Raw genomic sequence first — 24,729 nt, forward strand, 5'->3', positions numbered from 1 at the left:
TTCGCAGACAAACGAAGCGTCGCCCGGTCCGCTCCCACAGAACGCGAAAAAGCGAAGCGTCGCATGGTCCGGTCTCACTTGTATCGGCTCACACAACGTTTTACCCCTAATTCCCGCCCACCGCGAAGTTGGGCAGGCTCTGCACGGGACTGGCGAATTCGTAGGGAATCGATACCAGTTCACTGCCATTGTTGCGCTGCACTACAAAGTGCAGGTGCGGGCCGGTGCTGTTGCCGGTGTTGCCCGAGCGCGCCAGCGCAGTACCGACGCTGACGCGCTGGCCCTCTCTGACGCTCACCGAGCCCTGCATCAGGTGCAGATAAACGCCCATCGTGCCGTCTTCATGCAGAATCCGCACGAAGTTGCCTGACGCATTCGAGCCACGGCCCGACTGGCTGTTTTCGATCTTCACCACCGTGCCGCCACGCGCCGCAATGATCGGCGTGCCCTCGGGCATGGCGATGTCCATTGCATAGCGGCCTTTGATGCCAAAATGGCTGTATTTGCCATTCGGCCCCTGGGTCAGACGAAACGGGCCTCCGATCCACGGCAACGGGTATTTGTAAGCCTGCACCGAGCCTTTCGGATCGCCCAGCGTGGATGTCAGCATCGACGCGTAATTCATCGGCTTGCTCGCGACCTTGGGGCTCAACACCACGACCCGCTGATTACTGCGCGCCGGGATCGTCCGGCGCAGCGTCGTGGACGAGCCCGCGACACCCAATACGTTGGTCACACTGGAAAGCCTGACCTCGACCTCGACCGGCGCGTACAGATCATTGCGCACATACAGGCTGTGCACGCCCCTGTCACGCCGGACACTCAAGTGCACCTGCTGATCGATACGCTCGACCATCCGGTCACGAAATACCATCACCGAAGCACCGGGCGTTGGTCGGTCCGAGAAGGACACCACGCCATCCGCATCGGTGAATTTGTAGATCGTGACAGCGCCCGCTGACGGGACGGTCAACGTCAGGGCAAACAGGATGAGCAGGCGTTCAAGCATTGGGGGCGATCAGGTTCAAGGGCGCTGGGTGCCAAGCCTAGCAGTCTTGCAGACGGAAGAGGACTCGCCGGTATCAATCGGACATAAATAACGCGCCATACACGCCACGCCAGACACAAGACACGCAGTGCCGTTAAAACACTGCGCGAGATGAAGACAGTCAGTCAACTTGATAAGGCTTTAGATAAGTCACGGAAAATTGCGCGTCGGGGAAGTCGAGCTTCAAACGAGGCAAGACGAATCCGCCACAGGAGCGACAAGTGTCCAATACAGTGAACATCTTGATGTGCGTCAGTTTGGTGGACGCCATGTCTTCCTTGAAGACAGTCGCAATCAACCGTTCCGAATCAAGATAACGCCCGAATGATCTGACGACCAAATGATCGACGTCCCTGATGACCGGCAGGCTGGTAAACCCCGGATCCGGCTGACGCCCAGCCATACGAGCCCGTGCATCCCGGTAAATCACGCCATCAATGACTCGCTCGGTGCTTTCGGTGATATCGAGTTGCAGCTTCAGATCTTTGGCTTTGTTACCACCAGACAGTGCGTAGTACACAATCCGGTCACCGGACTCGGTATAGGCCTGCAAGAACGAAAGGTTTGCCCCGCGGACTTGTTTCATTATGCGTTTGGGTGCCTTGGACGTCACGATGCTCTCCAGAGTCAGCTTCTCCCATTTGACAGGAGACCCCTGCGTCGGCAGCAGTTGATTGAGCACTTCCACGATGTGCTGCTGATCCGGCAAGCTTCTCAGCGTAATCTTCTTGAAGTCTGGAATACTGTTTTTGGCCAGCGTCACGAACTTTTTCTGAATCTCTTCGCCGGACATGATATTGGCGGCAAACTTCAGAAGGTCATTGGGTTTTTGATTGGCAATGCACCACTGCACGTAGTCGTCGTAATGAGTGACGGGCTCACCCCAGGACACGAGCCAATCAGCCCGCGCGGAATCATCCAGCAAATCAAACAGCAGACGGGCAATATTTTCCTGGTCCTTCTCGGCACCGGGAAATTCGCGAACCAACCGATACTGTTCAGATACCCGGATGTATTCATTGATTTCAGCCGCCTCGGTAACGCGAGAAAACTTCAGGCCGGGCGCCTCATCTACAGAAATGGGTGCCTTGTAAAACAGCCCGGTGTCTGGCTCGATGAAAATCCAGTTGTACCCGTCCATTTCCAGCCGGATACCGCGAAGGGCTCGAGCATCCGTGATGTCTGAAGCAATAGGGCCGATATTGATGACAGGTATATGCGCGTATATCCACAGCGCATCATCCATCGGGAAGTTTTCCGGCAGGCCAAGTAGCCCTGCTTTTGCCAGTACGCCGCGAAGCTCAGGCAGATAAACCGGCGTTTCAGGCAAAGCAAGCAGTGCCCGTTCGGCCTCGGAAAGCGGCGCGACCCGTTTCAAGGCAGCCGATGTGGAGGCTAGCGGTTCAACGGAATCGGCCCATTTACAGAACTTGCCTTCGTTGACGAACACATCGATGCTGCTCGCCTCAGCGTCAGCCCCCAGAGACAGCCGGTCCAGCCCGAACTCACGGGCATCCATGGCATTGCTCGGGTATTTGCCAGTACGTTTCGGGGACGTCGAGCCATCGATTATCGGCTCCGGGGCGGGTGTGGCCAGCTTTACACCGTGGGCGCAGGGGATTTCTATCAGGTTGCGCCGAACCCGGCAGAGTCTCTCTGTTTCCTGCAGTAGCGTTGAGCGCAGGGATAACTTTTCAACAGCGAACTTGCGCAATGCTGCGTCAGGCGCGTTGGCGTCGATGTGGTAGATCTGATCATCGACCAGAATATCGAATACGCCCCCTTCCCGCTCGATAGCCCGGACATTGCAGCGTTCCACAATGCGTACCTCGCAGGCAGTGCCGTGCTCGACCTCCGTTACCGGCGCGATGGGCGGGTAGTGTTCAGGGCTTATGCGCTCCTGCGCTGAAAAAACCGAGAACTCCATTCGTTCGCCCTGTGCCACCTGCGTCAGCTTTTTACCAAATGCCGCGCCTGACCGTGGATCAGACAGCCTGAAATCCGGTTGTTCCAGCGTGCCTAGGTCGCGCACCACCACGTCGGCTCTGCCATCGACCATTACAACCTTGCTCGCAGGCTGGGCAGTTATCGACAACTGCACGTCTTCGGCGAGCCGATACACTCCCTCGTTCAGGCCAAAAGTGGCTTCAAGCACAGCCTGCGATGAAAACACGGAACTGAGCGACGGCACGTCTTCCAGCAATGCGGCCCAGCCCCGGACACCCATTTTCAGTCCCAGCCTGCCCATATCGCGCAAGGCAAATACCGCACTGGACTTTGCCAGCCCGACGATCAACTTGCCGACCGCCTTGCCGGTGAGTCTGGCAACTGACTGGACGCCCATTTCGCCCGCTCGCAGAACGATGTGCGCGGTTGAACTGACGAACTGCCCCAGCGGAAGCAGCATGAAAGCAACATCCATCGCACAGCCGAACAGCGCACCTCCCGACCGATCACCGGATGCAAGGTCCTTGATACAGCCGTAAAACGGAATGATCAGACGAGCAGCGACATCGGCGTATTCGCGCTCCGTCGCCCAGACCCGCTCCCATTGAGTCTCGTGCAGGTGTTCGGCTTTATTACGCTCCAGAAAACCGCCGAGCAGATGCTCCGCCGCTTTGTTCGCAAGGATGTCCAGACCGCTTTGCTGATCGGTATGAGCAGAGTAGACCAGCATTGCAGAGGGAATCAGCGTCCCTTGTTGTGGCTGGTGCAAGGCTGCCGAGGAACGTGATACGGCCCCAAGCAAGTAGGCATCGCTGTCCATTGGCCATAACGGGGTAACTCTGGCTTTTTCGATACGTCGCTGGTGAGCCTCCTTGCGGCGTAATGCTTCAGTGATCGGAATAGTCTCCGACCACGTAACGCCCTCCACCTCATAGGTGAACACTTGGCGAGTTTCTCCGGCAACACCCGCTGCCGGGATCAACTCAAAAAAGCGTTCGTCCACTGAGTGCCCCTCGAAATCGCTGCGGTGATCGCCTGCCTGGCACCGAATGAAAAGCCCCTGCGTCCCTTCCTGACCATCGAACCGGACCCTGCTCAGCTCACAGGTGGACTCAAGCAGGGTCTTCTGGTCTATCGTCTGCATTTCGGACAGTTGGCGCCGGATGATGCTGGCCTCGGCGCTGACTAGTGCGTGCTGAAATGCATCGAATGCAGCGGCGTAGGCTTCCGGGACCGTGGGCTGTCCCTGAATGTACACCTCCCCCATCATCACCAGCTCGACCACTGACGCCTGCGGTCGCCCGGCAGCCAGCAGGCGGTCAATGGAGTAAGACGACGCGACCGTGAACCCATGCGCCTGCAATATCGGCCAGTGATCGATATGAATGCTCTGCTCCCAAAGCCAATGATCAACACCTGCCGCTTTCAGCATCTGCTGCGCCAGGCCTTTTCGGTCCGCTGGCTTTATTCCCAGCAAACTGTTCAGTTCCTGAGCATGAAGGCTCTGCTGAGCATCCAGATAAGCAAGCGCCTGACTGATCTGCGCGGCGCAGGCGTGATGGACGTCATCGTTGGCCGCCCATTGAATCGCGCCGTGTGCAGTGGCGTAACGCAGGGCCGGGATAATCAGCGTTTTCGCCCACAGCGCATGAATATCGACATCGCTGGATTGAGCCAGATCCGCGCTGACCTTGATCAGCGTGTCGTATGGCGTGATCTGTGACAGCCCCGGCGACAACGCTTCAACCAGCGCAACGCCATGAATGAAGGCGACGCTCTGCAAAGAACGGCCATATTGAAGGTGGTCGGGCACGCCCTCGACCAGAAGCTCAGGCATCGCTTCACGCAAAAACAGGTGACACATTATGTCGAGGGTGCTCGACAGGGCTTGAGGGTAGTGAGCGCGAACCAGCTTGCGCACCTTGTCATAAATCTGGACATGGCTGAGTTCACAGACCCAGCGGCGACGCAGGGCCTTTTCAAGTGGCTCGCCGTCCATGCGCACTGTTGCTGCAACGTGATCGGCGATCACCCGGCCAGCAAGTGCCTGGGTAACCAGCGGCGACGTGTGTTCGCCCGAACGCCCACCGAACCAATCCATGTAACTCAGCAGCGGCTTGAAGACAGATTCGAACTGCGCGGTCTGGCACAGCGCATGCCAGGTAGCGTGCGGGCTCAAGCGCAGAACGCTGCCTTGCGACGCAGGCTCGCACAGCAGCGCCATACCTGAATGTTGCAGCAGATACTCCACATTGCGAACGGTGCTCCAGCTGTCCAGACGTGGAACATGTGCATCAAGACTTTTAGCGTCAGGCAGCGCCTCTTCCAGTTCTCTGCTCGAATGCAGCACCGGCATCAACAGCAGGGCCGCGAGCGCTATCAGCGACTCGAACGATAATCGCGAATGCTCGGCACCAAGGCTGATTGCCAGAGAAAGCGCACGCATGCCCGGTACGTCGGTTGCGTCCTCGATAGCCGTATTCAGCCAGCGTGCGCCATCCGGATTAACAACATGGATGGCCATCTTGCGCAGGTATTCGGCTCGGGCCACACCGGCCATCGCCGTCGACGGATCGACTTGCAAGTCGCCGTCTGGCCATTGATTCCAAGGGATCGCTGCCAGTTCGAGCGCGATTGAAGCTTGCGCTTCAGGATTGGCCAGCTGGTGAGTGAGCGAAGCCAGAAGAGCTTTGTCGCGGTATTCGCCATTTGGCGTCAGTCCGACGAGAGCCTGGCAGAAGATGCCCAGCTCCGAGCGCTGGTGTGTGAAGCGTGCTGAATGGGTAGCAGCGGTATCGACGTTTGATTGAAGCGTGGATGACGTCATTGAAATGTTTTCCAGTAGTGATTTGCATGATTCATGCGACTGGAAAAACTAAATAGAAAACCGCTTCACTGCGAAATACGCAGAAACGTATGCGTGACGCAGGAAGCGTCAACGCAGGCCGTAGTCAGCATTTTTACGTTGGGTGCAAGAATGAAGCCTTGGGCTGCACACATCGCGCCTGCGCAAGGGAAGCGCAGGCAGCGACAAGCGTGTGTGTCAGGCGCCGGGAATGAAGTGCTTCTGTGCCGTGCCGCGTGCGATCAGGCGCGACAGGTAATCGAGCTTCTGCGCGTCCTGGTCGACGAAACGAAAGGACACTTGCAGCCATTCACTGTCGGGCTTCTGCTCAAAGGCGGCAACCGAGTGCAGGTAGCCGTTCAGGCGTGCAACTTCATTGCTCTCGCCCTGCTCAAGGTCCAGAACCGCGCTTTCAAGCACTTGCGGGACGTTCTCGCCGTGGCGTACCAACAGCGTCGCTTCCTTGAGGGTCAGCGCCTTGATAATGCAAGGCTGCGTGCCACCGGGCAAGCGCAACTGGCCTTGTCCCCGGCCAGTAGGCGCTGCTGATTTGACTGCAGCCGGTGCGGCCTTGGGGATACTGGCAGGTGCTGCGGAGGACGCGGAACGCACCACCTCGGCCTTGCCACCCGTCAATGCGCTCAGGGAGTCATTGAGCGGCGAATTCATGCGCGTCGGTGCTGTGGACATGACCGCATCAAGTTTGCCGACCTTGGCCAGCGCTTTCTTGACCTTGGTCAACAGCTGTTCATTGGTGAACGGCTTGCCGACGAAATCGGTCACGCCCGCCTGAATCGCCTGTACGACGTTTTCTTTGTCGCCACGGCTGGTCACCATGATGAAGGGAACGGTCTTCAGGTAGTTTTCTTGCTCACGGCACCATGCCAACAGCTCAAGGCCGGACATCTCGGGCATTTCCCAGTCGCACAGAATCAGATCGAACTCTTCTTTGTTCAACAGGATCTGCGCCTTGCGGCCGTTGACTGCATCCTCGGTATGGATCCCGGGAAAGTAATTGCGCAGCCCTTTCTTGACCAAGTCGCGAATGAAAGTCGCGTCATCCACCACCAATACACTGACTTTACTCATCGACGCTCCTGCGGACGTGTTCACCTGTAGGCGAACTGCGGTATGCCACGCCCTTTGTTTCGGCAAGCATAGCGTTGACTAGTAGCCAACAGCCATATTGATTGACTGCGCCGCGACATTTAATCCGCAGGCGACGAAAAATACTGCGCTGCACAATGAAAAACGCCCAGCACGGGCCGGGCGTTTTTCTCACAGCCAGTCTTACTTATCGTCAGTGTCGCGCGGAACATTAGCGGTTTCGCTCGAGATACCCTGCACTTCTTCCTTCATACGCTTGAGACCCATGTGCCGCACGTCTGTGCCGCGCACCAGATAGATCACCAGCTCGGAGATGTTGCGGGCGTGATCACCGATGCGCTCCAGCGAGCGCAGCACCCAGATCACGTTCAGCACGCGGGAGATCGAGCGTGGATCTTCCATCATGTAGGTCGCCAGCTCACGCAGGGCGGTCTTGTACTCGCGGTCGATGATCTTGTCGTACTGCGCGACCGACAAGGCCAGCTCGGCGTCGAAACGGGCGAACGAGTCCAGTGCATCACGCACCATGTTGCGCACCTGGTCGCCGATATGGCGCACTTCGACGTAACCACGCGGCGCTTCGCCCTCTTCACAGAGCTGAATGGCGCGACGGGCAATCTTGGTGGCCTCGTCACCGATGCGCTCCAGATCGATTACCGACTTGGAAATGCTGATGATCAGACGCAGATCGGACGCCGCAGGCTGACGACGCGCCAGAATGCGCAGGCATTCCTCATCGATATTGCGCTCCATCTGGTTGATCCGGTCGTCGACCTCGCGGACGCGCTGCGCCAGGCCGGAGTCGGCCTCGATCAGTGCGGTGACCGAATCGTTGACCTGTTTCTCGACCAGACCGCCCATTTCAAGCAAATGGCTGCGAACGTCTTCGAGTTCAGCGTTGAACTGTTGGGATATGTGATGCGTATGGCTGTCTTTGTGGATCATGCTGGGTGTCCTTGGAACGTCCGGTTTAATTGCGAAAACGCAGCGGTGGTTCAGGTCTGACGAAGCACGTCCTAGCCGTAACGACCGGTGATGTAGTCTTCAGTCTGTTTTTTTGCCGGGTTGGTGAACAAAGTGTCTGTGTCACCGAACTCGACAAGCTTGCCCATGTACATAAACGCGGTGTAATCCGACACCCGAGCCGCCTGCTGCATGTTGTGGGTAACGATCACAATGGTGTATTTGGATTTCAGTTCGTAGATCAGTTCTTCGACTTTGAGGGTCGAGATCGGGTCGAGCGCCGAACAGGGCTCGTCGAGGAGCAGGACTTCCGGCTCCACGGCGATGGTTCGGGCAATCACCAGCCGCTGCTGCTGACCGCCGGACAAACCCAGGGCCGACTCATGCAGTCGGTCCTTGACCTCATCCCAGAGCGCAGCGGCCTTCAAAGCCCACTCGACGGCTTCGTCGAGTACGCGCTTTTTGTTGATCCCCTGAATACGCAGCCCGTAGACCACGTTTTCGTAGATCGTTTTCGGAAATGGATTCGGCTTCTGGAACACCATGCCGACGCGGCGGCGCAATTCAGCGACCTCCTCGCCCTTGCTGTAAATGTTGTGACCGTACAGGTTGATCGCACCATCGATACGGCAGCCATCGACCAGCTCGTTCATCCGGTTGAAGCAGCGCAGCAACGTTGACTTGCCGCACCCGGACGGGCCGATAAACGAGGTCACCTTCTGCTGCGGGATATTCAGGGCGATGTCGAACAGCGCCTGTTTTCCGCCATAAAACAGGTTCAGACCGGGCACTTCGATGGCCACGGTCTCGCTGGCCAGATCAAGGCCATGTTTGTGACGCCGCAGGGCCGAGATGCTCATGCCGTGTGTCGGACTATCGTGCTGCATGGACTGCTCCTGTGCGAACCCTTCGTTTCATCGACCTGCCCTGCCTGTTTGAAAGCGAATTCGGGATCAATTGTCGAACGCCTTGTACTTTTCCCGCAGGTGGTTACGAATGCTGACCGCCGACAGATTGAGCAAGGCGATGACCAGCACCAGCAGCAACGCGGTGGCGTAAACCAGTGGCCGCGCCGCCTCGACATTGGGGCTCTGAAAGCCAACGTCGTAAATATGGAAACCCAAGTGCATGATCTTTTGATCGAGATGCAGATAAGGATAGTTGCCATCCAGCGGCAGCGACGGCGCAAGTTTGACCACGCCGACCAGCATTAGCGGCGCAACCTCACCGGCGGCACGGGCCACGGCCAGAATCAGGCCGGTCATCATCGCCGGGCTGGCCATTGGCAGCACAATCTTCCACAACGTCTCGGCCTTGGTGGCGCCCAGCGCCAGCGAACCTTCGCGCAGGGTCAACGGAATACGCGCAAGCCCTTCTTCCGTCGCGACGATGACGACCGGAACGGCGAGCAGCGCCAGGGTCAGCGACGCCCAGAGCAGGCCGGGCGTACCGAAAGTCGGCGCTGGCAGCGCTTCGGGGAAGAATAGCCGATCCACCGAGCCGCCCAGCACATAGACGAAAAACCCGAGGCCAAACACCCCGTACACAATGGCGGGCACACCGGCCAGGTTGTTCACGGCAATGCGGATCAGCCGGGTGACCGGACCCTGTCGGGCATACTCACGCAGGTACACCGCTGCCAGCACGCCAAACGGCGTCACGATCACGGCCATGATCAGAGTCATCATCACCGTGCCGAAAATAGCCGGGAAAATGCCGCCTTCGGTGTTCGCTTCGCGGGGATCGTCGCTGAGGAATTCCCACAGCTTCTGAAAGTAGAAACCCAGCTTGGTAAAGGTGCTCATCGCATTGGGCTGATAAGCGTGCACCACCTTGCCCAGACTGATTTCGATCTCTTTGCCATCAGCATCGCGCGCCGTCAGGCTGTCGCGGTCAAAGGCCTGATGCAGCCCGTCAAGGCGCTCTTCGATGGCGTTGTAACGCGCATCCAGCTCGGCACGCTCTGCCGCCATGTCGGCTTGCGCAGCGGCATCCAGGCTGCCGGCCAGTTCCAGTTTGCGGGCCTGCAGACGCAGCCGTTCGATACGGTGATTGATGGCGCCGATGTCTTTCTTTTCCAGACTGTAAAGGTCATCAGCCAGCTTTTCGACGCGTTTGATGCGTTCTTGCAGGGTTGGCCAGGCGGCTTCACCTTCGGCCACGACCCTGCCGTTCTCTTTCACATTGACCAGATAACCATAGAAGTTGCCCCATTCGCGACGCTCCAGCGTCATCAACTCGGCGGGACGACTCTGCCCGGTCAGCCATTCGCCGATCACCCAGGTGAAGTCGCTGGGGTTGAGCTCGCGATTGCCGACCTTGTACAGCTCGCGAGTCATGAATTCCGGGCCTTGATCGGGCACCGGCAGGCCCGTGCTTTTCAGGCGCGCACGGGGCACCTGTTCTTGCTCGACCCGTTCGCCGATCAGAACATGCGCAGGCTGATTGGGCACCGTGTACTGCGCGACCACCAGATCAGCAGGCCAGAAGTGACCAAGCCCGCGCACGGCGATGACCGCCAGCAGTCCGATGGTCATGATCACCGCAATGGATACGGCACCCGCACTCATCCAGACGCCAGGCGCGCCGCTTTTGAACCAGCTTTTGAATGAGCTCCGTTTCACGACCTTCCAGCTTCCTTAAAGCGACGAGTATTGTTTGCGCAGACGCTGACGAATCAGTTCTGCGAAGGTGTTCATCACAAAGGTGAACATCAGCAGCACCAAGGCCGCCAGGAACAGTACCCGATAGTGACTGCCGCCCACTTCCGACTCCGGCATCTCCACCGCGACGTTGGCCGCCAACGTGCGCATGCCTTCGAACAGGTTCATGTCCATGATCGGCGTATTGCCGGTGGCCATCAGCACAATCATGGTTTCGCCCACCGCCCGGCCCATGCCGATCATCAACGCCGAGAAAATGCCCGGGCTGGCGGTCAAGATCACCACGCGTGTCAGGGTCTGCCACGGCGTCGCGCCCAGCGCCAGCGAACCTAGAGTCAGGCTGCGCGGCACACTGAATACGGCGTCTTCGGCAATCGAATAAATGTTCGGGATCACCGCAAAGCCCATCGCAATACCGACCACCAGCGCGTTGCGTTGGTCGTAGGTGATGCCCAGTTCTTCACGAATCCACATGCTCATGTTGCCACCGAAGAACCAGCTTTCCAGGTGCGGGCTCATGCTCAGCGAAAACCAGCCCACCACCAACACCACCGGGATCAGGATCGCGCCTTCCCAGCCGTCCGGCACGCGCAGGCGAATCGAATCAGGCAGGCGGGTCCAGAAAAAGCCGGCCAGCAGAATACCGATCGGCGTCAGCAGCAACAGACTGAACACGCCCGGCAGATGGGCTTCCAGGTACGGCGCCAGAAACAGTCCGGCGAAAAAGCCGAGAATCACCGTCGGCATCGCTTCCATCAATTCGATCACCGGTTTGACCTTGCGGCGCATGCCCGGCGCCATGAAGTAAGCCGTATAGATCGCCGCCGCAACAGCCAGCGGCGCGGCCAGCAGCATCGCGTAGAACGCCGCTTTCAAGGTGCCGTAGGTCAACGGCGCGAGACTCAGCTTGGGCTCGAAATCGGAGTTGGACGCCGTGGACTGCCAAACGTACTTGGGTTCGTCGTAGTTCTCGTACCAGACCTTGCCCCACAATGAACTCCAGGAAACTTCCGGGTGCGGGTTATCCAGGGCCAATGGCAGCAGCTTGCCGCCACTTTCAATCAGAAGCTGACTGGCGCGTGGTGACAACGCCAGAATGCCGGGGCCCTCGGCGACTTTCTCGACCAGCAAGGTACGGTGCGCAGTGCTGTGAAACACGCCCAGCCGCCCCGAGGTGTCCAGCGCGATGAAACCCTTGCGACGCTGTTCGGCCTTGATCTGATCGATCGGCGCACTGCCCAGCCTGAAATCGCGAATGCGCATGAAGCGCTGCTCGCCGCCGGTGTCACGGGCCATGAACCACTGGGTCATGCCGCCTTTGGAGTTGCCGATAATCAGCGAGATGCCGCCCACCAGTTGGGCGCTGGCGGTGATTTCGGCGTTACCGTCTTCCAGCAGTTTGTAGCGGCCATTGAGGGCGTGATCCCGCAGGCTGAAAACGTCGGCCTGCGCCCGGCCATTGATCACATACAGCCATTGCTGGCGCGGATCGATATAGATCGCCTTGACGGCAGCGGACGTCTGCGGCAGCTCGATGCGCGTCTGCTCGCGCGTCATCTCGCCGGTCATCAGGTTTTCTTGCTGTTCAATCGAAACGACATGCAACTGGGTGCCGGTAGAGCCCGCCAGCTTCAGGCTTTCGCCGTCCGAGCTGACCGTCACATGCTCAACCGCCCGCCCGTCCTCATCCAGCACCAGTGGCGTTTCGCCGAACGGCCAGGCGACACTCGGCGTGATGGTTTTCTGATCATTCGGGTAAGTCGTCAGGTACGAATGCCTGAACACCAGCACCTGGCCGTTGGATAGCCCTAGCGCAATCAGGGGCGCTCCCGGCTGGTCTTTGCCGATGGAGGCCACCGACACGCCTGGCGGCAGTGGCAAGGCGATGCGCTGCAGCTCTGCGCCGTCCTTGATATTGAAGAAAATCACTTCACCCTTGTCGGAAATACGCATCCCGATCAGGTTCTGCTCTTCAATGGTGATCATCAGCGGCTTGCCGGCGTCCTGCATCCACGCAGCATTCAGCGCGGGTTCGGAGGTCAGGCTTGCGCCTTTGAACAGCGGCGCGACGACGTAGGCGAGATAGAAGAAGATCAGTGTGATGGCGGCCAGCACGGCAAGGCCGCCAATTGCGACGTACCAATGAGTCAGACGATCCTTGAACGCACGAACACGACGCTTGCGCGCCATCGCAGGCGTATTGAAGTCGATACGCTCTGGAGGCGAACTCTGATTCATCGAAGGTTTGACCCACTCATTCATGCGCAAACACCGTAACCGCCTTGTATGACAAAAAAATTACAGCAAGGTGACGCACGAAAGCCCGCTGCCCATGAAAACCGGCGGCGGACTGTTCAAGCTGTGTGAAGGTCAATCCATTGAGCCTCGCCGATCTACCTGGCCGCTACACCGCTGGCGTTCTGCAAGCCAAGGTCGGTCAGGGTTTTTTCCACCACACGGGCGGGCAGCGGGATGTAACCGTCTTTCATGACGACTTCCTGGCCCTGCCTCGACAGCACCAGCTTGACGAATTCCGCCTCCAGTGGCGCCAATGGTTGATTGGGTGCCTTGTTTACGTACACATAGAGGTAACGCGACAGCGGGTAGCTGCCGTTCAGGGTGTTGGCTTCGCTGTCTTCGACAAACTCGCCGCCCTCTTTCTTTGCCAAGGGCACGGTTCTGACGTTGGACGTCTTGTAACCGATACCCGAGTAGCCAATGCCATTGAGCGAATTACTGATGGCGCTGACCACCGACGCCGAGCCCGGCTGTTCGTTGACATTGGCCTTGAAGTCGCCCTTGCACAGGGCTTCTTCTTTGAAATAACCGTAAGTGCCCGACACCGAGTTACGGCCAAACAGCTGAATCGGCTTGCCCGCCAGATCGCCGGTTACGCCGACATCACCCCAGGTTTTCGCATCCGCCCTGGCGCCGCACAGTCGGGTCGCGGAAAAGATCGCGTCGACTTGTTGCAGGGTCAGGCCTTTGATGGGGTTGTCCTTATGGACGAAGACCGCCAGCGCGTCGACAGCCACCGGAATGGCAGTCGGTTTGTAGCCGTGCTTCTGCTCGAAGGCTGACAGCTCGCCGTCTTTCATTTTGCGGCTCATCGGCCCGAGATTGGCGGTGCCTTCGGTCAGTGCGGGCGGTGCGGTAGACGAACCGGCCGCCTGAATCTGAATGTTCACGCTCGGGTATTGCTTCTTGTAAGCCTCGGCCCACAAGGTCATGAGATTGGCCAGGGTATCGGAACCGACACTGGAGAGATTGCCCGACACACCGGCGGTCCTGGTATAGGACTTGATGGCGGGGTCGACGGCAGCGAACGTCGTGGCTGTCGCAACGCCGGCGGCAACGAACGTCAGTGCAGTCATCAAACGCTTGAGTGTCATTCCTTGCGCTCCCGGCAGGGTATATAGGTATTCACAGCCTTCTCGGTCGGGCTTGTGACCACTCTATGAATTGATTATGACAATAAGATGAAAAGGCCATCCCCCCCAAGAACGCGGGGACAGCCCTTTACTGTGTCAATCCGTGAAGCGCTTTCAGACCCTGTCGATCAACGCTTTTTTGCCAACAGGAACACACCGATTGCCATGCCCAACACACACAGGATCGCGACATACCAGGCAGGTCCCATGGGGCTGCTCTTGAGCATGAAGGTCACGACCATTGGCGTCAGACCACCAAAAATGGCGTAAGCCAGGTTGTAAGAAAATGACAGCCCGGAAAAGCGCACGACCGGCGGGAAGGCCTTGACCATCACATAAGGAACCGCGCCGATGGTGCCGACGAACAGGCCTGTCAATGCGTACAACGGGAACAGCACGTCGGGATTGCTGCCGAGGATGTGATAGAACGTCCAGGAGCTGAGAAGCAGGCCGGTGCTGCCGAGCAAAAACACCCAGCCTGCACCGAAGCGATCCGCCAGTGCACCGGCAGCGATGCAGCCGATGCTCAGGAAGACAATCGCCAGGCTGTTGGCTTTCAGCGCGGTAGCTGCCGGGAAGCCGTAGATGGTCTGCAAAATGGTCGGTGTCATCAGGATCACGACGATAATGCCGGCCGACAACAACCAGGTCATCAGCATCGACAGCGCAACAGCACCGCGATGATCACGCAACACCGCTTTGAGCGGGACTTCTTCGGCCAGCGCCTTGCGCAGTTGCAATTCGGCGAAGACCGGTGTCTCGTGCAGCAGCCGGCGCAGATACACCGACATCAGACCGAATACACCGCCCAGCAGGAAAGGAATCCGCCACGCGTAGTCCGACACTTCGACCGGGGTGTAAATGCTGTTGATCGCCGTGGCGACCAGCGAGCCCAGCAAAATGCCCGCGGTCAGACCGGCCGTCAGCGTGCCACAGGCATAACCGACGCGACGGGCCGGTACGTGCTCGGACACGAACACCCAGGCGCCCGGCACTTCACCACCGATGGCCGCGCCCTGAATGACCCGCATCAACAGCAGCAGGATGGGGGCCCACAGACCGATCTGCGCGTAGGTCGGTAACAAACCCATGATCAGGGTCGGCACGGCCATCATGAAAATGCTCAGGGTGAACATTTTTTTGCGCCCCAGCAGATCGCCGAAGTGCGCCATGATAATGCCGCCCAGCGGCCTCGCCAGATAACCGGCGGCAAAAATGCCGAAAGTCTGCATCATGCGCAGCCAGTCGGGCATGTCCACCGGGAAAAACAGCTTGCCGACCACGGCCGCGAAAAACACGAAAATGATGAAGTCGTAGAACTCGAGTGCGCCACCCAAAGCAGACAACGACAGGGTTTTGTAATCGCTGCGGGTCAGAGGCCGCGCTGGCTGCGTGGAACTAGAGGGAACAGATGACATGACAAGGCTTCTCTTTGCTTGTTCTTCGATAAGGGCGAGCGACAGCAACGCTGGCTGCTGCGGGGTGGCGTGCAGAAGCGAATGTCCGGGGCAATTGTGCAGATAGGCACCAAAATTGCGTGTACAGGCAGTCTTGTTACCTGTAGGGGTTCAGCAAGATAGCAAATTGTTTCAAAAAACACATGGCAAGAACCGCCCTGATGCGAAATGAAAACCCGACGGTCGTTCTATACGTCAACGCCCGATATACTCCCGGGTCGTCAGCCGCGATGGGAAGCTGCGCGAAAACGGCTGAATCAGCGGGTTTCGCAGAGTTTCCCCTGGGCCGTTTTCCGAGCTGAACCCACAATGTTCATGCTCATGGTTTTGAATGGCACCTGTTAACCGCAACACACAATAATGAGAGTCATGGGTCAGAGGCACCCTAGGCATGATCGAGCTCGAACAAGAAGATCCAACTCCGCAAGGCGACCTTGCACTGCAAATTACCGCCCTTCCCCGCGAAACCAATGGCTTTGGCGATATCTTTGGCGGCTGGCTGGTGTCTCAGATGGACCTGGCCGGTACAGCGATGGCCAGTAAAGTGGCGGGCGGCCGTGTAGCGACCGTTGCGATTGATCGCATGGCGTTTCTGGTGCCCGTGGCGGTCGGCGAGCAGCTTTCCTTTTATACCCGCACCCTTGAAGTCGGACGCACCTCGATCAAGATGATGGTCGAAGTGTGGAGCGATGACCCGGTTACCAGCGAATGGCGCAAGGTCACCGAGGCCGCGTTCGTGTTCGTGGCCATCGATTCCAGCGGCCGGACTCGCTCGGTTCCTGCACGACGGTAAATTGTCGCTCTGCCATGGATGGGCGGTACGGGTAAACTCACCGGGCGTGAAGCGGTCTATTTTCATCACGGTCCTTGAGTGAGAACTTTGCATGCCAACATCCCCGGTTGAACCTGTCGTTGAATCCGTCCAGTACGACGAGCTGAATTGCTGGCGTATCCGCCACGGCGAGGCCGAGTTGCTGGTCGCCCAGCAAGGCGCGCACATCCTCAGCTATCAACTGGCCGGACAGCCGCCGCTGGTCTGGCTGAACGATGAAGCCGTGTTCAAGAAAGGCAAACCGATCCGCGCCGGCATCCCCATTTGCTGGCCATGGTTCGGCAATCTGGAGCGCAACCCTGAAAGCGTGCAGGCCATGCGCCAGAGCAGCGAACCGGCCAAGGCACACGGCGAAGTCCGGGCGCTGGATTGGGAGCTGCTCGGTATCGGTGAAGATGGCGATGCGCTGCTGGTGGAATTCGTCCTGCCTCAAGCCGAAGGCCATTTGCCCGGCTGGCCACACACTGTCGCCCTGAAGCTGAGCATTCGCCTCGACCATGCACTGAATGTAAGTCTGGTCAGCTACAACTGCGGTGCCGAGCCGGTCACCTTCAGCCAGGCGCTGCACACCTACTTCGCCGTCAGCGACGTGCGCCAGATCAGCGTCGAGGGTCTCGACGGCCTGACCTACATCGACACCCTGGAAAACTGGGAAGAGCGCGAACAGACAGGCGATCTGACCTTCACCGGCGAAACCGACCGCATCTACAAGGACACACCCGGCGTGCTGAGCATTGTCGACCCCGAGTGGCAACGCCGCATCCACATCCGCAGTACCGGCTCTGAATCAGCCGTCCTGTGGAACCCGTGGATCGAAAAAACCGGCAAATTCACTGACATGACAGCTGACGGCTGGCAGCGCATGGTCTGCGTCGAAACCGCCAATGTGCTGGACGACGTGGTGACACTGGCAGCGGACCAGATGCATGTGCTGGGCGTAAGTGTCTGGAGTGAGGCGCTCTGATCAGATATTGATCAAGTTCATGCCATCAAAGGTCCGACTCAACCACTACACGGACCTTTGACGCCTCCATCGCATACGCCGCGTCGGCCAGATCGTTGTTGACCTTCTCGATCTTCAGGGTGCCTTCGACCCACAGCGGTGTGTAGATATCATCCAGTTTCAGCCCTTTGGGGTAGCGCACCAATACCAGTTGATTGGGTGGCGGTGGCGGAACGTGGATGCAGGCGCCGGGATAAGGCACGAGGAAGAACAGCGTGCTGTGACCTTTGGCGTCGGTTTCGAGGGGAACTGGATAGCCGCCGAGGCGAATGGTCTTGCCATTCATGGCGGGCACGGTCTTGGTCGAGTACATGACCGCGGGCAGACCTTTGCTCTGCTTCAATCCACCCTTGCTGTCGAACGTACCCATGGCTTCCGGAGAGTTGTGATCAATCTCGGGCATGGCTTCGAGGGCTTTTTGATCGGACTTGGGCATCAGCTCAAGCCAGTCGGTTTCCGGCAACTGGGCGTGTGCAAACCCGGATACCAGCAGAAGAGTCATGAACAGGAAGCGACGCATGATAGAGCTCGGCAAAGAGGAGAAAAGTTGCCGCGCATTCCAGGGTCTGTTCCCGTTTCATCGCGGCCGCGTCGGAGTCTGTTTTGCCGCGAGGCAAGGCAGGAGACACGANCCTGGCGAGATTTGGCCCAGCAACGCGGCTCGTGATGAAACGGGAACAGACCCTGGCCCTCTGCGCACTGTAAAACAGAGGGCTGACGCATAAGCGTTATTTCTTTTTGATCATGCCGTAGATGACCAGCAAGATAACTGCACCTACCAGCGCACCGAGGAAACCAGCACCTTCGCCTGCCTGATAGATACCCAGAGCCTGACCGCCGTAGGTGGCCGCAAGCGAACCGGCGATACCCAGCACGATGGTCATGATCCAGCCCATGCTGTCGTCGCCCGGCTTCAGGAAGCGAGCCAACAGACCAACGATCAGGCCGATAAAGATGGTTCCAATGATACCCATGCCATTTCCCTCTGTATTAAGTGAACATGCCTGAGCCAATAGCAGCTCCGACTTACTGCTATCTGAGAACAGTAGCCGGGAATGGTTCCGGCAAAATGGCGAGTTTGAGTCGAGGTGGAGAATTCTTCATGAATGACGGGGCTGTACCGGCCTCTTCGCGAGCAATGCGGGTCGCCGCCCCGGCGCTCCCACAAGGTATCAACTATCGTGCGACGCTCTGCGTTGCATGCCGTTCTGGACGCCCTGCGTCCTCTTGCGACGCAGAGCNCCTGCCGATCCAGCGTGGCGCGGTCGGCGCTGCGAACCGTGGCGTGGCCTACTTTGCGGCCCGCCTTGAACGCTTTGCCGTAATGGTGCAGGTGACAGTCCTCGACAGCCATGACCATGTCCACGGCCGGCACTTCACCTATGAAATTGAGCATGGCGCTCTCGCCAACCTTGGCCGTCGAGCCCAACGGCAAGCCAGCAACCGCCCGCAGGTGGTTTTCGAACTGGCTGCACTCCGCGCCTTCCGTGGTCCAGTGGCCGGAGTTGTGCACGCGCGGCGCAATTTCGTTGGCTTTCAGGCCACCGTCGACTTCAAAGAATTCGAAGGCCAGAACACCCACGTAATCGAGCTGCTTCAAGACACGCCCGGCATAATCTTCAGCCAGTGCCTGCAACGGGTGATCGGTGCTGGCAATCGACAGACGCAGAATGCCGCTGTCATGGGTGTTGTGCACCAGCGGGTAAAAACGGGTTTCACCGTCACGCGCACGCACGGCAATCAGGGACACTTCTCCGGTGAACGGCACGAAGCCTTCCAGCAGGCACGGCACGCTGCCCAGCTCGGCGAACGTACCGACCACATCGGCCGCCGAACGCAGGACCTTCTGGCCCTTGCCGTCATAACCCAGAGTGCGGGTTTTCAGGACGGCAGGCAGACCGATGCTGGCCACGGCGGCATCCAGGTCGGTTTGCGACTGGATGTCAGCGAACGCCGGGGTCGGAATGCCCAGGTCCTTGAACATGCTCTTCTCGAACCAACGATCACGCGCAATGCGCAGCGCTTCGGCACTCGGGTACACAGGCACGAACTGCGACAGAAACGCCACGGTTTCAGCCGGAACGCTTTCAAACTCGAACGTCACCAGATCGACTTCATCAGCCAGCTGACGCAGATGATCCAGATCGCCGTAATCGGCACGCAGATGCTCACCCAGTGCAGCTGCGCAAGCATCCGGCGCAGGATCGAGAAAGGCAAAGTTCATGCCCAGCGGCGTACCTGCCAATGCCAACATGCGACCAAGCTGGCCGCCACCGATTACACCGATCTTCATGGAAAAACCTCAGGCGTGACGTGGGTCTGGATTGTCCAGAACGCTGTCTGTCTGTTCAGTGCGGAATTTCTTCAGCGCTGCATGGAATTGCGGGTGCCTGGCGCCAAGGATGCTTGCCGACAGCAGCGCGGCATTGATCGCACCGGCCTTGCCGATGGCCAGCGTCGCGACCGGAATACCGGCCGGCATCTGCACGATCGACAGCAGCGAGTCGACGCCCGAGAGCATCGAAGACTGCACCGGAACGCCCAGCACCGGCAGGTGAGTCTTGGCGGCGCACATGCCTGGCAAGTGCGCGGCACCGCCGGCACCGGCGATGATCACCTCAATGCCACGGCCTTCTGCTTCGTCGGCGTACTGGAACAGCAGGTCCGGCGTGCGGTGGGCTGACACCACTTTGACTTCATAAGGGATGCCGAGCTTTTCCAGCATATCGGCGGTGTGGCTAAGGGTGGACCAATCGGACTTGGAGCCCATGATCACGCCAACCAGTGCGCTCATCGTCGTGCCTCTCATCGGGCGCCCGCAGGCGCGTCTTAAAACAGCAAGCCACGCAGGGAACCGGCGTGGCTTGCTGTACGAATAATGACCGATTCAACCGGCCAAAGGCCGCGCAGTATAGCGCAAAGTTGTGCGTTTAAAGCACCTGCAATCACCTTCCGTCATCGACAGTGCCGGGCATCCATGCAGGCAGTGCTTGCAGCCTGAAAGCAACCGGAGAGCCACAGCTTTAACGGTCGGGATTTCGTCGCACCTATCGAGTACTTCCTACACCACAAGAGCCAAGCCCCTACCGCTTGAAGCGCAATGTACAACTGTTGTAGCCGATCGGCATTTGATTAACTGGCGCTGCGACATTGACGTCGCAATTGAACCGACTCTCAAGGACGAGAACGTGCTTATGAAAAACCTACTGAAAACATGGCTGTGTCTGGCAGTCTTTCTTTACCTGCCTTTTGCAAATGCAGGCGGGCCCAATCTGGTGCTGTTTCTGTTCATGCATGATCAGCTTACACAGCAGGAACGCGCCGATCTGGGAGAGAGTTACTTGAGCCCCCTGATCGACCAACTGGATGAGATCACCGGGCGTAGAGTCACCGTCATCTCTGTCAGCAATGAACCCGGAATCACGGACTTCAACTATCGCGGGCTGGAAAAGGCCGAACTGCTAACCAACCTGTCTTCCATAAGCGAAAACTACGCGGACGCAAAAAATCTGCCGCTGCCGTCAAGACGGCATAAGTACGTGTTTCTGACATCCAATAAAATCAGCACGTGGACACACGGGGTATCGGCAGCAAACTACAACGTTGCCATTGCATCACTGAAGAACTACAACACGCTGGCACACGAAATAGGCCACCTGTTTGGCGCCACACACGAGGCCGCAACCGGCTTTCCATGCCAGACGACCATGTGGGGGGACTTCTCGACGTCGATCATCCCCTGCTATTACTTCAGCGAAGCCAACAGGGACCTGATTCGCAACTACGTTGACAACGGACCTGCCGTCAACTGACAGCCGCCGTTCACAACGTACCGACTATTAATTCAACGACTCAAGGATGAGTACAATGCTTAAAAAATACACAAACTACCTACTGCTGTTCTGCACACTGGCGCTGAGTCACGGGGCATGGGCTGATCAGACCGGCTCCAAACGGCCGCTGACGCTAAACCTCGTTCTCCACGACGACCTCGCACATCACAACACCCACGAACTACGCCAGGATTACTTCGCCTGGCTTATCAAGGATCTGGAAAGCTTTACCGATCGCTATGTGAGGCTGACATTCATTCGCGACATCCCGGGCCTTACGGATTTCGCTTATCAGAATGACGATGTGGACGAGACCTTTTACGCCTGGAAAAACAGGATGGATCGGTATGTCATCGACAGCGGCATGGAACGCGACGCAACCACCAAGTACCTGTTGTTGACTCAGAACAAGATCAACTCCAATACGCTGGGCGCGAGTGAGGACAAAAGCTACACGGGCATAGCCTCCCTGGAAACGTACGCCATCCCCGCGCACGAACTGGGCCATATGCTCGGTGGCACTCATGAGGCAGCGGAGATTCTCTACAAAGGTGGCTGGTGGTGCCAGACGAATATTATCGAAAGCCACGAAAAAATACGCTCCAACTGCTACGTCTACAGCGACGCAAACAAGCAAATAATTGCCGAGCACCTGAATAGGCACCCCTGAACAAAACCGGGTCGCTCCCTGGCATCGCCAGGAGCGGTCCTTGTCATGAAGCAGCGCTTTCAAGCTTGCGCCACAGCAGACGCACATTGGCCTTGCGCACCAGCGCACAGCGGTACAGACGAATCTCCAGCGGAACGTGCCATTGCGGCCCGCCACACACCACCAACTCACCGCGCGCCAGTTCGGCGCGCACACTCAACCGAGGCACCCAGGCGATACCCAACCCTTCAAGCGCCATGCTTTTCAGGCTATCGGCCATCGCTGTCTCGTAAACCGTTGTGAAGCGTAAATTGCGCTGACGTAGCAGCAGATTCACCGAACGCCCGAGAAAGGCACCTGCGCTATAGGCAAGCAACGGCACACTGGCCTCGCCTTCCATATCGAACAAAGGCTGACCCTCGGCGTCGGCCGCGCAGACCGGCAGCATCTCGGTATGCCCCAGGTGCAAGGACGGGAAAATTTCCGCATCCATCTGCAACGCCGCATCCGGATCGTAGAACGCCAGCATCAGATCACAACCGCCCTCGCGCAGGGCATGTACGGCGTCGCCGACGTTAGTGGCCACCAGACGGGTCGCAATGTTCAGCCCTTCGTTACGCAACTGGGCAATCCAGCGCGGAAAGAAGCCAAGTGCCAGCGAATGCGCCGCAGCAACCTGCATGACCTCGCCCTGCCCGCCTTCCAGATGATGCAGATGGCGCACCACCTCGCCCAGTTGCTCGACCACCGTGCGCGCCGTCACCAGAAACAACTGCCCGGCAGCCGTCAGTTCGACCGGAGTGCGCGAGCGGTTGACCAGGGTCAGCCCCAACGCGGCCTCCAGGCTGCGGATACGCCGGCTGAACGCCGGCTGGGTCACGAAACGGCGCTCGGCCGCCTGGGAAAAGCTGCGAGTGGCAGCCAGGGCGCTGAAATCCTCCAGCCATTTGCTTTCCAGATTCATCAGGTCCTCCCGGACAATGGATGGCGGCCTCGCAAGGCATCGGTTTCAAACGGTCCCACTGGGACGACCGGCAACGCAGCGCCGATACATGATCAGACCCTGCTGATCGGCAGGCATGCGCAAACAGGGTGCGACAATATTGCCCGGTTTACGCGCCGAGACTGGTCCGAGTTGCACGCTCATTATGCCGTTATTGCATAGGCTAGCGTTTAACAGCATTGGTCAATTTTATCTGGCAAGCCCACCATTCGTGGCGTTCCGGCATTGTCCGTGCCTCTTTTGAGACCTTTTTTATCATGTCCTCGTCTGCATCATCACGCATCGAAAAAGACCTGCTTGGTGTTCTCGAAGTACCTGCCAACGCTTATTACGGCATCCAGACCCTGCGAGCGGTGAACAATTTTCACCTTTCCGGCGTGCCGCTTTCGCACTACCCGAAACTGGTTGTGGCCCTGGCCATGGTCAAGCAGGCGGCAGCTGATGCAAACCACCAACTCGGACACCTCAACGAGGCCAAGCATGCGGCGATCAGCGAGGCCTGTGCCCGACTGATTCGTGGCGATTTCCATGATCAGTTCGTGGTCGACATGATTCAGGGCGGCGCGGGTACGTCGACCAACATGAACGCCAACGAAGTCATCGCCAATATCGCACTGGAAGCCATGGGCTTCGAAAAAGGCGACTACAAGCACCTGCACCCGAACAACGACGTGAACATGGCGCAGTCGACCAACGACGCCTACCCGACGGCGATCCGTCTGGGTCTGTTGCTGGGCCATGACGCCCTGCTCGCCAGCCTGTCCAGCCTGATCCAGGCGTTCGCGGCCAAGGGCGAAGAATTCAATCACGTGCTGAAAATGGGCCGTACCCAGCTGCAGGACGCGGTGCCGATGACCCTGGGTCAGGAATTCCGCGCCTTCGCCACCACGCTGACCGAAGACCTCAACCGTCTGCGCAGCCTGGCGCCCGAGCTTTTAACCGAAGTGAACCTGGGCGGCACTGCCATCGGCACCGGTATCAACGCCGACCCTGGCTATCAGAAACTGGCCGTCGACCGCCTGGCGCTGATCAGCGGCCAGCCGCTGGTTCCAGCCGCCGACCTGATTGAAGCGACCTCCGACATGGGCGCTTTCGTGCTGTTCTCGGGCATGCTCAAGCGTACCGCCGTCAAGCTGTCGAAGATCTGTAACGACCTGCGCCTGCTGTCCAGCGGCCCACGCACCGGCATCAATGAAATCAACCTGCCAGCGCGCCAGCCTGGAAGCTCGATCATGCCCGGCAAGGTCAATCCGGTCATCCCGGAAGCGGTCAATCAGGTGGCCTTTGAAATCATCGGCAACGACCTGTCGCTGACCATGGCGGCCGAAGGCGGACAGTTGCAGCTCAACGTGATGGAGCCGCTGATCGCTTACAAGATTTTCGATTCGATCCGCCTGCTGCAACGCGCCATGGACATGCTGCGCGAACACTGCATCGTCGGCATCACCGCCAACGAACAGCGCTGCCGCGAACTGGTCGAGCATTCGATCGGCCTGGTCACCGCGCTGAACCCGTACATCGGTTACGAAAATTCCACCCGCATCGCCCGCATCGCGCTGGAAACCGGCCGTGGCGTACTGGAACTGGTCCGTGAAGAAGGCTTGCTCGACGACGCCATGCTCGACGACATCCTGCGCCCGGAAAACATGATCGCTCCACGTCTGGCGCCACTGAAGGCCTGACCGGAATGACCTGCGCAACCTGCTCACCAGATTGAGGGCCTAGACACCCCTCAATTTTTTGAGGGTCTGGGAGTGATTCTCCAGACCCTTTTTTTTGCCTGCGGTAAAGGGCTCCAATGCTGGACCCAGAGCCTTCGGCAGCTCACTTCCGACGAGCCATCCAAGGAAGTATTCATTCAGTGTCGCGAATGGAGAATCAGCCTCACAACAAAGCGACTACAGACGTAAAAACTTTGCACCGGTATAGTGCGCCCCCTCAAAAGTAG

General features: G+C 58.5%; 18 protein-coding genes and 1 pseudogene. 5 read left to right on the top strand and 14 right to left on the bottom strand.

The annotated features are described in order from the left end of the window. Positions 1–106: 106 nt before the first annotated feature. The 9 genes from ABJ99_RS12230 to ABJ99_RS12270 all read right to left on the bottom strand — a co-directional run bounded on the left by ABJ99_RS12230 (position 107) and on the right by ABJ99_RS12270 (position 15,422). Positions 107–1,009 carry a peptidoglycan DD-metalloendopeptidase family protein gene (locus ABJ99_RS12230; protein ID WP_054086063.1) on the bottom strand — a complete coding sequence of 301 codons (903 nt, stop codon included), beginning with the start codon at positions 1,007–1,009 and terminating at the stop codon, positions 107–109. Positions 1,010–1,169: 160 nt separating this feature from the next. After that, positions 1,170–5,822, bottom strand: coding sequence for a deaminase domain-containing protein (locus ABJ99_RS12235; protein ID WP_054086064.1), 4,653 nt, complete (start codon positions 5,820–5,822; stop codon positions 1,170–1,172). A gap of 216 nt (positions 5,823–6,038) precedes the next feature. Next, a complete protein-coding gene (locus tag ABJ99_RS12240; RefSeq protein WP_054086065.1) occupies positions 6,039–6,929 on the bottom strand; it encodes a response regulator in 891 nt (296 codons plus the stop codon). 201 nt (positions 6,930–7,130) lie between these two features. Then, positions 7,131–7,892 (bottom strand): phosphate signaling complex protein PhoU, encoded by a 762-nt coding sequence (gene phoU, locus ABJ99_RS12245; protein ID WP_007252251.1) that lies wholly within the window; start codon positions 7,890–7,892, stop codon positions 7,131–7,133. A gap of 71 nt (positions 7,893–7,963) precedes the next feature. Then, positions 7,964–8,797: a phosphate ABC transporter ATP-binding protein PstB gene (pstB, locus tag ABJ99_RS12250; protein WP_054086066.1), complete on the bottom strand. Its 834-nt coding sequence runs from the start codon at positions 8,795–8,797 to the stop codon at positions 7,964–7,966. A gap of 66 nt (positions 8,798–8,863) precedes the next feature. Beyond that, positions 8,864–10,480, bottom strand: a complete 1,617-nt coding sequence (gene pstA / locus ABJ99_RS12255) for a phosphate ABC transporter permease PstA (RefSeq protein ID WP_174518466.1) — start codon at positions 10,478–10,480, stop codon at positions 8,864–8,866. Positions 10,481–10,549: 69 nt separating this feature from the next. Then, the gene (locus tag ABJ99_RS12260) at positions 10,550–12,835 is read right to left on the bottom strand and encodes an ABC transporter permease subunit (protein WP_054086068.1); all 2,286 of its coding nucleotides are present in this window, start codon (positions 12,833–12,835) and stop codon (positions 10,550–10,552) included. Positions 12,836–12,966: 131 nt separating this feature from the next. Beyond that, positions 12,967–13,965, bottom strand: a complete 999-nt coding sequence (locus ABJ99_RS12265) for a phosphate ABC transporter substrate-binding protein PstS (protein ID WP_054086069.1) — start codon at positions 13,963–13,965, stop codon at positions 12,967–12,969. Positions 13,966–14,132: 167 nt separating this feature from the next. Beyond that, positions 14,133–15,422 carry an MFS transporter gene (locus tag ABJ99_RS12270; protein ID WP_054086070.1) on the bottom strand — a complete coding sequence of 430 codons (1,290 nt, stop codon included), beginning with the start codon at positions 15,420–15,422 and terminating at the stop codon, positions 14,133–14,135. A 430-nt stretch (positions 15,423–15,852) separates the two neighbouring features. Between ABJ99_RS12270 and ABJ99_RS12280 the strand changes: the two genes are divergently transcribed. Both ABJ99_RS12280 and ABJ99_RS12285 read left to right on the top strand, forming a co-directional pair. Next, complete coding sequence (locus tag ABJ99_RS12280; RefSeq protein WP_003378389.1) at positions 15,853–16,254, top strand: acyl-CoA thioesterase; 402 nt, start codon at positions 15,853–15,855, stop codon at positions 16,252–16,254. A 91-nt stretch (positions 16,255–16,345) separates the two neighbouring features. Beyond that, on the top strand, positions 16,346–17,257 hold the full coding sequence (locus ABJ99_RS12285) for a D-hexose-6-phosphate mutarotase (protein ID WP_054086072.1): 912 nt from the start codon (positions 16,346–16,348) through the stop codon (positions 17,255–17,257). A 25-nt stretch (positions 17,258–17,282) separates the two neighbouring features. On the opposite strand, the gene ABJ99_RS12290 is transcribed toward ABJ99_RS12285, so the two are convergent. From ABJ99_RS12290 to purE, 4 genes and pseudogenes are all read right to left on the bottom strand, one after another. After that, entirely contained in the window at positions 17,283–17,816 is a 534-nt protein-coding gene (locus ABJ99_RS12290; protein ID WP_054086073.1) for a DUF3299 domain-containing protein, read from the bottom strand. A gap of 208 nt (positions 17,817–18,024) precedes the next feature. Beyond that, positions 18,025–18,270 carry a GlsB/YeaQ/YmgE family stress response membrane protein gene (locus tag ABJ99_RS12300; RefSeq protein ID WP_007252259.1) on the bottom strand — a complete coding sequence of 82 codons (246 nt, stop codon included), beginning with the start codon at positions 18,268–18,270 and terminating at the stop codon, positions 18,025–18,027. 278 nt (positions 18,271–18,548) lie between these two features. Continuing rightward, a pseudogene (locus ABJ99_RS12305) lies at positions 18,549–19,589 on the bottom strand (5-(carboxyamino)imidazole ribonucleotide synthase); the annotation flags it as partial. A 9-nt stretch (positions 19,590–19,598) separates the two neighbouring features. Continuing rightward, complete coding sequence (purE, locus tag ABJ99_RS12310) at positions 19,599–20,090, bottom strand: 5-(carboxyamino)imidazole ribonucleotide mutase (protein WP_054086075.1); 492 nt, start codon at positions 20,088–20,090, stop codon at positions 19,599–19,601. 400 nt (positions 20,091–20,490) lie between these two features. On the opposite strand from purE, the gene ABJ99_RS12315 reads away from it, so the two are divergent. Both ABJ99_RS12315 and ABJ99_RS12320 read left to right on the top strand, forming a co-directional pair. Then, positions 20,491–21,108: a reprolysin-like metallopeptidase gene (locus tag ABJ99_RS12315; protein ID WP_054086135.1), complete on the top strand. Its 618-nt coding sequence runs from the start codon at positions 20,491–20,493 to the stop codon at positions 21,106–21,108. 55 nt (positions 21,109–21,163) lie between these two features. Continuing rightward, positions 21,164–21,799 (top strand): hypothetical protein, encoded by a 636-nt coding sequence (locus ABJ99_RS12320; RefSeq protein ID WP_054086076.1) that lies wholly within the window; start codon positions 21,164–21,166, stop codon positions 21,797–21,799. 43 nt (positions 21,800–21,842) lie between these two features. On the opposite strand, the gene ABJ99_RS12325 is transcribed toward ABJ99_RS12320, so the two are convergent. Next, positions 21,843–22,742, bottom strand: a complete 900-nt coding sequence (locus ABJ99_RS12325; RefSeq protein WP_054086077.1) for a LysR substrate-binding domain-containing protein — start codon at positions 22,740–22,742, stop codon at positions 21,843–21,845. A gap of 296 nt (positions 22,743–23,038) precedes the next feature. Here ABJ99_RS12325 and aspA point away from each other — a divergent pair, with 296 nt between their 5' ends. Next, positions 23,039–24,463: an aspartate ammonia-lyase gene (gene aspA / locus ABJ99_RS12330; RefSeq protein ID WP_024671920.1), complete on the top strand. Its 1,425-nt coding sequence runs from the start codon at positions 23,039–23,041 to the stop codon at positions 24,461–24,463. Positions 24,464–24,729 lie beyond the last annotated feature (266 nt).

The sequence above is a fragment of the Pseudomonas syringae pv. cilantro genome, from assembly GCF_001293775.1.
Classification (GTDB): Bacteria; Pseudomonadota; Gammaproteobacteria; order Pseudomonadales; family Pseudomonadaceae; genus Aquipseudomonas; species Aquipseudomonas syringae_P.